The organism is Acidovorax sp., assembly GCF_022763525.1.
In the GTDB taxonomy this organism is placed as follows: Bacteria; Pseudomonadota; Gammaproteobacteria; order Burkholderiales; family Burkholderiaceae_C; genus Acidovorax.
Genome location: NZ_JALEGG010000099.1, coordinates 1 through 9,396, shown reverse-complemented (window position 1 = coordinate 9,396; position 9,396 = coordinate 1). Strand labels below are relative to the sequence as shown.

The 9,396-nt window shown below is 65.6% G+C and carries 7 protein-coding genes and 1 pseudogene; 5 read left to right on the top strand and 3 right to left on the bottom strand.

Annotated features, from left to right (window positions below; translation table 11 throughout):
- Positions 1–109: 109 nt before the first annotated feature.
- The 4 genes from MRY84_RS07825 (at position 110) to MRY84_RS07810 (ending at position 4,626) form a co-directional block, all read left to right on the top strand.
- On the top strand, positions 110–352 hold the full coding sequence (locus tag MRY84_RS07825; RefSeq protein WP_142144316.1) for an exodeoxyribonuclease VII small subunit: 243 nt from the start codon (positions 110–112) through the stop codon (positions 350–352).
- Entirely contained in the window at positions 349–1,323 is a 975-nt protein-coding gene (locus MRY84_RS07820) for a polyprenyl synthetase family protein (protein WP_291505168.1), read from the top strand. Before MRY84_RS07825 ends, MRY84_RS07820 begins: the two co-directional genes overlap by 4 nt.
- 85 nt (positions 1,324–1,408) lie before the next feature.
- On the top strand, positions 1,409–3,313 hold the full coding sequence (gene dxs / locus MRY84_RS07815) for a 1-deoxy-D-xylulose-5-phosphate synthase (protein ID WP_291505167.1): 1,905 nt from the start codon (positions 1,409–1,411) through the stop codon (positions 3,311–3,313).
- A gap of 230 nt (positions 3,314–3,543) precedes the next feature.
- The gene (locus tag MRY84_RS07810; RefSeq protein WP_291505166.1) at positions 3,544–4,626 is read left to right on the top strand and encodes a TRAP transporter substrate-binding protein; all 1,083 of its coding nucleotides are present in this window, start codon (positions 3,544–3,546) and stop codon (positions 4,624–4,626) included.
- 751 nt (positions 4,627–5,377) lie between these two features.
- On the opposite strand, the gene MRY84_RS07805 is transcribed toward MRY84_RS07810, so the two are convergent.
- From MRY84_RS07805 to MRY84_RS07795, 3 genes are all read right to left on the bottom strand, one after another.
- On the bottom strand, positions 5,378–7,156 hold the full coding sequence (locus tag MRY84_RS07805) for a TRAP transporter large permease subunit (protein WP_291505165.1): 1,779 nt from the start codon (positions 7,154–7,156) through the stop codon (positions 5,378–5,380).
- Positions 7,157–7,170: 14 nt separating this feature from the next.
- Positions 7,171–7,794 carry a TRAP transporter small permease subunit gene (locus MRY84_RS07800; protein ID WP_291505164.1) on the bottom strand — a complete coding sequence of 208 codons (624 nt, stop codon included), beginning with the start codon at positions 7,792–7,794 and terminating at the stop codon, positions 7,171–7,173.
- Positions 7,795–7,974: 180 nt separating this feature from the next.
- Positions 7,975–9,102 carry a substrate-binding domain-containing protein gene (locus tag MRY84_RS07795; protein ID WP_291505163.1) on the bottom strand — a complete coding sequence of 376 codons (1,128 nt, stop codon included), beginning with the start codon at positions 9,100–9,102 and terminating at the stop codon, positions 7,975–7,977.
- Between the two features lie 62 nt (positions 9,103–9,164).
- Here MRY84_RS07795 and MRY84_RS07790 point away from each other — a divergent pair.
- Positions 9,165–9,396 (top strand): annotated as a pseudogene (locus tag MRY84_RS07790) (ABC transporter permease); the annotation flags it as partial.

Genomic DNA, 9,396 nt, shown 5'->3' with positions numbered 1-9,396 from the left:
GGCCCTGCGGCACGGCGGCGCCAGGGCCATAGCCGCCGGGCCGCGCCCCGCTCCGCTGGGGGTGCGCCTAAAATGGCCGGTTTTTCACCCGCGCTCTGCCGCCCTGCCCATGCCCAAGGCCCCTGCATCCCCCGCTCCTTTAGCCGAACCCGCCAGCTATGAGGCGGCGCTGGAAGAGCTGGAGCAACTCGTGGCCCGCATCGAATCCGGGCAGCTGCCCCTGGACCAGATGCTCGCTGGCTACCAGCGCGGCGCGGCGCTGCTGGCCTTCTGCCGCCAGCGGCTTGAAGCCGTCCAGGACCAGATCAAGGTGCTGGACGAAGGGCAACTGCAACCCTGGAGCCAGGAATGAGCGCGGTGCCCGTGACTTCCTCCGTTACCCCGTTCACCCAGGCCCTGGACATGGCCCCGTGGAGCCAGAACCACCTTCAACGCGTGGAGCAGGCCCTGTCGCAATGGGTGGGCACGGACGCTCCCGCCGGGCTGGGCGACGCCATGCGCTACGCCGTGCTCGATGGCGGCAAGCGCCTGCGGCCCCTCTTGGTGCTGGCGGCGCACGAGGCGGTCTGCAGCAGCGCGCCGGGCCCTGCGAACGCAGACACCGCCACGCGCCAGGCGATGGACGACGCGGCCCTGCGGGCAGCGTGCGCGGTGGAATTGATCCACGCCTATTCGCTGGTGCACGACGACATGCCCTGCATGGACAACGATGTCCTGCGCCGCGGCAAGCCCACAGTGCATGTGCAGTTCGGCGAGGCCCAGGCTCTGCTGGCGGGTGATGCGCTGCAGGCGTTTGCCTTCGAGCTCCTTACGCCTGACCACTCTCTCATCCCGGCGTCCACCCAGGCTGCGCTGTGCCGGCTGCTGGCGCGTGCGGCCGGCTCGGCTGGCATGGCGGGCGGGCAGGCGATCGACCTGGCCAGCGTAGGGGTGGCCCTGACCGAGGCGCAGCTGCGCCAGATGCACCGCCTCAAGACCGGCGCACTGCTGCAAGGCAGCGTCCTCATGGGCGCCCTCTGCGGCCAGGCCCAGGGCGCGGCGTACGACGCGCTCTCCGACTACGGCGCGGCGGTGGGGCTGGCGTTCCAGGTGGTAGACGACATCCTGGATGTGGTGGCCGATTCGGCCACGCTGGGCAAGACGGCGGGCAAGGATGCCGCCGCCGACAAGCCCACCTACGTGTCCCTGCTCGGTCTGGCGCCCGCGCAAGCCTACGCGCAGCAACTGCTGGCCGAGGCGCACGCGGCCCTGGCGCGCAGTGGCCTGCCCGACACGCGAGCGCTGGCGGCGCTGGCCGACATGGTGGTGCGGCGCTCGCACTGATGTGCTCCGATGCACACTGAGTTCAATGCCAAATCGGCCTCTGGCGCTTGTCTGACAAGCGCTACCAGCTATTAAAAGAATAGTAATGTCCACGAAGCCCTATCCCCTGCTGCAGACCATCAACGACCCGGCGGACCTGCGCCAGCTCTCGCGCGCGGACCTCAAGGTCCTGGCCACGGAGCTGCGTGGTTTTGTCATCGACAGCGTCTCGCAGACGGGCGGGCACCTGAGCTCCAACCTGGGCACGGTGGAGCTGACGGTGGCGCTGCACCACGTCTTCAACACCCCCGAGGACCGCCTGGTGTGGGACGTGGGCCACCAGACTTACCCGCACAAGATTCTCACGGGTCGGCGCGATCGCATGCACACCCTGCGCCAGCTCGGCGGTATCTCGGGCTTTCCGCAGCGGGCCGAAAGCGAATACGACACCTTCGGCACCGCGCATTCGTCCACCAGCATCTCGGCCGCGCTGGGCATGGCGCTCGCCGCCAAGCGCAAGGGCGAGCACCGCCATGCGGTCGCCATCATCGGCGACGGCGCCATGACCGCCGGCATGGCGTTTGAGGCACTGAACAATGCGGGCGTGGCCGACTGCAACCTGCTGGTCGTGCTCAACGACAACGACATGAGCATCAGTCCGCCCGTGGGCGCGCTCAACCGCTACCTGGCACAGCTGATGAGCGGGCAGTTCTACGCCAAGGCGCGCGACGTGGGCAAGAGCGTGTTGCGCAACGCGCCGCCCTTGCTGGAGCTGGCCAAGCGGCTGGAACAGCAGGCCAAGGGCATGGTGGTGCCTGCCACGCTGTTCGAAAAATTCGGCTTCAACTACATCGGCCCCATCGACGGGCACGACCTGGACTCCCTCATCCCCACGCTGGAGAACATCAAGAGCCTCAAGGGTCCGCAGTTCCTGCACGTGGTCACCAAGAAGGGCCAGGGCTACAAGCTGGCCGAGGCCGACCCCGTGGCCTACCATGGCCCCGGCAAGTTCGACCCGGCCGTGGGCCTGGTCAAGAGCAGCACCGCGCCCAAACTCACGTTCACCCAGGTCTTCGGCCAGTGGCTGTGCGACATGGCTGCCAAGGATGAGCGCCTCGTCGGCATCACTCCGGCCATGCGCGAAGGTTCGGGCATGGTCGAGTTTGAAAAGCGCTTCCCCGAGCGTTACTACGACGTAGGCATTGCCGAGCAGCACGCCGTCACGTTTGCCGCCGGCATGGCCTGCGAGGGTGTCAAACCCGTCGTGGCCATCTACTCCACCTTCTTGCAGCGCGGCTACGACCAGCTCATCCACGACGTGGCGCTGCAGAACCTGCCCGTGGTGTTTGCGCTCGACCGCGCGGGCCTGGTGGGAGCGGACGGCGCCACGCACGCGGGCGCGTACGACATCCCGTTCGTGCGCTGCATTCCCAACATGGGCATGGCCTGCCCCGCCGATGAGCGCGAGTGCCGCCAGCTGCTCACCACCGCGTTCGAGCAGGACCACCCCGTGGCCGTGCGCTATCCCCGCGGCAGTGGTGCGGGCGCCATCCCGCTTGCTTCACTGGAAGGCCTGCCGTACGGCAAGGGCGAAATCCGCCGCGAACGCAAAGGCCACGACACGCATGGGCCTCGCATCGCCATCCTGTCGTTTGGCACCCTGCTGTATCCGGCCCTGGAGGCCGCAGAGGCGCTGGACGCCACGGTGGTCAACATGCGCTGGGCCAAGCCGCTGGACGAAGCGTTGCTGCGGGACGTGGCCGAGCGCCACGATGCGCTGGTCACCCTGGAAGAGGGCGCCATCATGGGCGGTGCCGGCAGCGCCGTGACCGAAGCCCTCAACGGGATGGGCATCGTGCGCCCGGTGCTGCAGCTCGGCCTGCCTGACGTGTTCATCGAGCACGGTGACCCCGCGCGGCTGCTGGCCCTGCAGGGGCTGGATGCCGATGGCATCGAGCGGTCCATCCGCCAGCGGTTCGTGCCGGCACAGCCGGCTGCGCGCGTGGCCTGAACACCGGCTCCGCGCATCGGGGTGCGCTCGCGACAGAACACGGTCTGGATTGACCTGGGTCCGGATGCTTGCAGAACCCTGAAGGTATGGTGATGGCGGCGGACTTTCGCGGGAAAACCCCCAAAAGTCCCCTGGGTCATGTTCCTACAATGAACCCGGCTCAAAAGTCCTTGGCGCGCCGCGCACGCTGCGTGCCCAAGTTGTGAAATCACTATATCGGAGAGAACCTCATGGATCGTCGTTCCATCATCAAGCAGGCGGGCATTGCCGGTGTGCTGGCCGCAGGTGCCGCACCCGCCGTTCACGCCCAGGCCGCCATCCGCTGGCGTCTGGCTTCCAGCTTCCCCAAGTCGCTGGACACCATCTACGGTGGTGCTGATGTGTTCGCCAAGGCCGTCAAGGCGATGTCTGGCGGCAAGTTTGAAATCTCCGTGCACGCTGGCGGCGAGCTGATGCCTCCCTTCGGCGTGATGGACGGCGTGCAGCAAGGCACCGTCGAGATGTGCCACACCGTGCCGTACTACTTCTACGGCAAGAACCCCGCGTTCGCGCTGGGCTCGGCGATTCCCTTTGGCTTCAATGCCCGCCAGATGAACGCCTGGATGCTGCATGGCAATGGCCGCAAGCTGATGAACGAGTTCTACGCGAACTTCAACGCCATCAGCTTCGCTGGCGGCAACACTGGCACCCAGATGGGTGGCTGGTACCGCAAGGAGATCAAGTCACCTGCCGACTTCAAGGGCATGAAGATGCGCCTGGGCGGCGGCCTGGTGGGTGAAGTGATGCAGAAGCTGGGTGCCGTGCCCCAGAGCATCCCCGGCGGCGAAATCTACCAAGCCCTCGAAAAGGGCACGCTGGATGCAGCCGAGTGGGTGGGCCCCTACGACGACCAGAAGCTGGGCTTCAACAAGGTGGCTCCGTTCTACTACTACCCCGGCTGGTGGGAAGGCGGCCCCGAAGTGGACTTCTTCGTCAACCAGAAGGCGTTTGACGGCCTGTCGGCCGAAAACAAGGCCATCATCGAAGCGGCAACCAACGTGGCCCACATCGACATGCTGGCCAAGTACGACGCACTGAACCCCACGGCCCTCAAGCAACTGGTGGCCGCCAAGACCAAGGTGCTGCCGTTCTCGCAAGCCGTGATGGACGCTTCGTTCAAGGCTTCGATGGAAGTGTTCGCCGAAAACGACGCGAAGAGCCCCGAGTGGAAGAAGATCTACGCCGACATGCGTGCCTTCCAACGCGACCAAGTGCTGTGGTTCCGCTTCGCCGAATCGCGCTACGACTCGTTCATGTCCTCGCAAAAGCTCTAATCAAGCTGATCGAGTTGATGGAGGTGGCGGTGCAAACTGCCACCCCGATCCTCTGGAAACCCGCCTGTCTGCCGACGGCGGGTTTCTTTTTTTGGGGGGCGCAAAGGGCTCCCGGCACGCGGGGTAAAAGCCTCGCGGACTGCTTCGACAAGCTCAGCATGAACGGATGCTGGTTTTCGAGGGCTCCCTCAACGCAGCTGCCCGTTCGGCTGCGCCTGTGAAAGTCGCTCCCAGCGCTTCGACAGGCTCCCCATGAGCGGAGGCCCCTTTCAAGGGCCATCTCCAACACCGTCCTCCCGTTCGGGCTGAGCCTGCCGAAGCCTTGCGCAGCGCTCAGCATGCGAGGCTGCGAGTGAGCTGCTGCCTCGGCCCCGGCTTGGCCATGATGCGCCGGGCATTCTCGCTCGCGCGTGCAGTGCTTGCGGGGGCACCTAACCGGAGACCCACCAGTGCGTCAGGGACAGGCAACCGCTGCGGGCCTGGAGCACTTTGAACAGGTTCTTAGGGCATTGGCAAGGGCGCAGGGGGGGGCGGTGCGCACGCAGAGGGTGGCTGCGACGATGGAAAGGCGAATGCTCCAGGTGCGTGGATGCCCAGGGTGAAGAAGTGACGGCCCCGCCTGCTCGATTCCAAAGGGCAAAAAGAAAACTCCGCAGCGGGCATCCCGTCTGCGGAGTTTTTTTGTGCACCCGGGCACGCGACCCGGGGCTTGGTTCGACGACGGGGCTTGCCGCGGTAGTGCGGTCACCCGTTACTTTTTCTCGTTGGCCATCGAGTCCTGCAGTGCCTTCAGCGGATCGTCGGCGGCCGGAGCGGCATCCGAGGCCGGGGCCGATGCGCCATCCATGCCTGCGGTCGGGTCGGCGGCCTCGGGGGCTGCATCGGGCATGGCCGCTTCCATTTCCATCCGGACCTTGTCCAGGTCGTAGACCTCTTCCTTGTCCAGCCCGCTGGAGACGATGCCGGGGAAGGCGATGATCAGGCCCACCATCATCAGCTGGATGCACAGGAAGGGAATGGCGCCCCAGTAGATCTGCGGGGTGGTGACCGGCGCGATCATCTTCTTGGTGACCTTGTCCATGTACTCCTTGGCCGGGGCCACGCTGCGCAGGTAGAACAATGCGAAGCCGAATGGCGGGTGCATGAACGAGGTCTGCATGTTCACGGCCAGCAGCACGCCGAACCAGATCAGGTCAATGCCCAGCTTGTGCGCCACGGGGGCCAGCAGGGGCACCACGATGAAGGACAGCTCAAAGAAGTCCAGGAAGAACGCCAGGAAGAACACCATGATGTTCACGACGATCAGGAAGCCCAGCTGGCCGCCGGGCAGGCCGGTCAGCAGGTGTTCCACCCACAGCGGGCCGTCCACACCCTGGAAGGTGAGGCCGAACATCGTGGCACCCACCAGGATGAACACCACGAAACACGACAGCTTGGTGGTCGTCGTCACGGCCTGCTTCAGCAGCGAGAAGGACAGACGGCCGCGGATGATGGCCATGATGCCCGCGCCCAGCGCGCCCATGGCGCCGCCTTCGGTGGGCGTTGCCACGCCCAGGAAGATGGTGCCCAGCACCAGGAAGATCAGCAGCAGCGGAGGAATCAGCACGAAGGTCACGCGCTCCGCAGCACGCGAAAGCAGGCCCAGGCGGGTGATCTTGTTGATGCTGGCGGCCACGAAGGCCAGCGCCACGCCAAAGCACATGGACACGACGATGGTTTCGTCCAGCGCCACCTTCTCCACGGTTTCGCCCGACCACCAGCTGTGCAGCGCCGGCATGTTCTTGGCCACGTAGATCGATGCGGCCACGCAGATGCCGGTCAGTACGGCCAGGGACGTCACACCGCTCTTGCCGTTGTCGTCGCGCAGGGTGCGCGCTTCGGGGGGCAGGGCGGGCACCCATTGGGGCTTGAAGATCGCCAGCAGGATCACATACAGCGCGTAGAAGCCGGTCAGCATCAGGCCGGGCAGGAAGGCGCCCTTGTACATGTCGCCGACGCTGCGGCCCATCTGGTCGGCAATGATGATCAGCACCAGCGAGGGCGGAATGATCTGCGCCAGCGTGCCCGAGGCAGCGATCACCCCCGCTGCCAGTCGCCGGTCGTAGCCGTAGCGCAGCATGATGGGCAGCGAGATCAGACCCATCGAGATCACCGACGCGGCCACCACGCCTGTGGTGGCGGCCAGCAGCGCGCCCACGAAGATCACGGCCAGCGCCAGGCCGCCGCGGATGGGGCCGAACAGCTGGCCGATGGTGTCCAGCAGGTCTTCCGCCATCCCGCTTCGCTCCAGGATGAGCCCCATGAGCGTGAAGAACGGAATGGCCAGCAGCGTGTCGTTCTGCATGATGCCGAAGATGCGCAGCGGCACCGCTTGCAGCAGCGCCTCGGGCAGCACGTTCAGTTCGATGCCGATGAAGGCAAAGAACAGGCCGCAGGCGCCCAGGCTGAACGCAACGGGGAAGCCCACCAGCAAGAAACAGATCAGCCCCGCGAACATGATCGGGGCGAGGTTGTGTGCAATGAATTCCATGGTGTGTGCTCCGCTCAGACGGCTTCGGTCTTGTTGTTCTTGCCGTTGCCCTTGGCGGCTTCCGCCAGGTTGCGGATGGATTCGGCGAGCTCTTCTTCAGCCGTCTTTTCGGTTCTCTTGACTGTCGGATCCTCGATGAGGCCTTTCAGGAAGCCCACGCGCTTGATGAGCTCGGAGATGCCTTGCAGCCACAGCAGTGCAAAACCCAGGGGCATCATCAGGTACACGGGCCAGCGGATCAGGCCGCCTGCGTTGTTGGACATTTCACCCGAAGCCAGTGCGCGCGTGAAGAACGGGATGCCGTACCACAGCACGGCAGCGCACATGGGCGTGAGGAAGGCGATGTAGCCAAACACATCGATCCAGATCTGCGTGCGCTTGGAGAAGCGGCTGGACACCACATCCACCTTCACGTGCTCGCCCTGCAGCAGGGTGTAGCCTGCCGCCAGCAGGAACGAGGCGGCGAACAGATACCACTGCACTTCGAGGAAGGCGTTGGAGCTGATGTTGAACGCCTTGCGCACCACAGCGTTCACGCCGCTGATGATCGTGGAGGCCAGGATCAGCCAAACCACATATTTGCCGACCTGGGTGTTAACCCAGTCGATCCCCCTTGATAACTTCAATAGAGCCTGCATGGTGTCTCCAATAAAAAGGCTTTGCGTGCGAGGTGCCCGCAGGGCGCTGGTGGGCGCGCAAGCGGGACAAACTTTTACAACGGCGCGATTCTACGGAGCACTGTAGGCGGAGCCTGACGGCAGCGTGACGGTGTTATCCCGCAGCCAGTGCTGATTCTTTAGCTATTGAAAACGTAGCAATTAGGGTTTCTTCCTAGGTTTGGAGGAACCCTTTTGGACCGCAAAACGCCACCAGGGCAGCATCCTGCTCATGGCCAGCACCTCGCCGCAATGCCAGGGGCTGTAGCCGGGCAGGGTGGCCATCTGGGCCAGCCATTCAGGGGACTGCAGCAGCGTGCGCAGTGCCAGGGTGGCGGGCTGGTCCAGGCTGGCCTTCAGGCAGGCGAGGTGGTAGCGCTCGTGCACCAGCGGGACGAAGTCCAACCCTCGGGTCCGCGCAGCCAACTCGATGCCCATGCCGACATCGGCCGCTCCCGCTGCGATGGCTTGGGCCACTGCGGTGTGAGAAGGTTCATCGGACTCGTAGCCTTGTAGCGAACTCGCGGCCAGCCCGCCCTGTGACAGCAGGTCATCGAGCAGCACGCGGGTGCCGGTGCCCAGCGCCCGGTTGAGAAAGCGAGCACCGGAGCGGGCCACGTCGGCCAGGCCGTGGAGCCCGAGCGGGTTGCCCGGCGCCACGATGAGGCCCTGCGTGCGCTGGGCGAAGCCGATGATCTTGTGCAGCCCGGGCTGCAGCAGCGGCTTGTAGGTGCGTGCGGTCAATGAATCGGCGGCGGGTTGCTCCACCGTGTGAAAACCTGCCAGGGTGCAGCGTCCCTCGTTCAGCGCGCGGATCGCGTCCACGCTGCCGGTGAAGCGGATGTCCAAGTGCAGCGCGCCGCTGTCGGCCTGCGCGGCCGCGTGCGAGCGCAGCGCCACCAGCGCGTCGTCATGGCTGGCGTACAGCGTCAGCACATGGGCCTGGGGGTCGAAGGCCACGGCAAACGCCCGCTCCAGGTCCGCATGCAGCGCGGCGATCTGCGGCGCCAGCCGCGCCTGGGCCTGGCGCTCGGCCCACAGAAGCTTGGTGCCGAACTCGCTGAGCTGGGCCGACTGGCCCTTGCCCCACACGATCAGCTCGCCGCCAAGCTGCTCTTCCCAGCGCTTGAGGGCACCCCAGACGTGGCGGTAGGACAGGCCCAATGTGCGTGCGGCGCCCGAGATGGAGCCTTGCTCGGCCACGGCCTGCAGCAGTTCGGGCAGCGGATTGCGGATGAGCGCACTACCGGCATCGCGGCTGAGCGTGTAGTGAAGTTGGACCCTATGCACGGACGTTCATATCGCTGGATATTGGCGGGGTGCCTACGATAGCCCAGTTCAACAGGGCCACCATGTCCACACTTTCGGAAAGCGCGAGCACAGCGCTGCAACTCACCCTCTCGTACGACCCCGTTTTGTGGACCATCGTGGGCCGATCCCTTTCCGTCAGCGCCACCGCGTGTCTTGTCGCTTGCGGCGTGGGTCTGGTGCTGGGCGCCTGGCTCGGGGTTGCCCGCTTCGCCGGCCGCGGTGCCGTGCTGGCCGTGCTCAACACCTTGCTGGCGGTGCCCTCGGTGGTGGTGG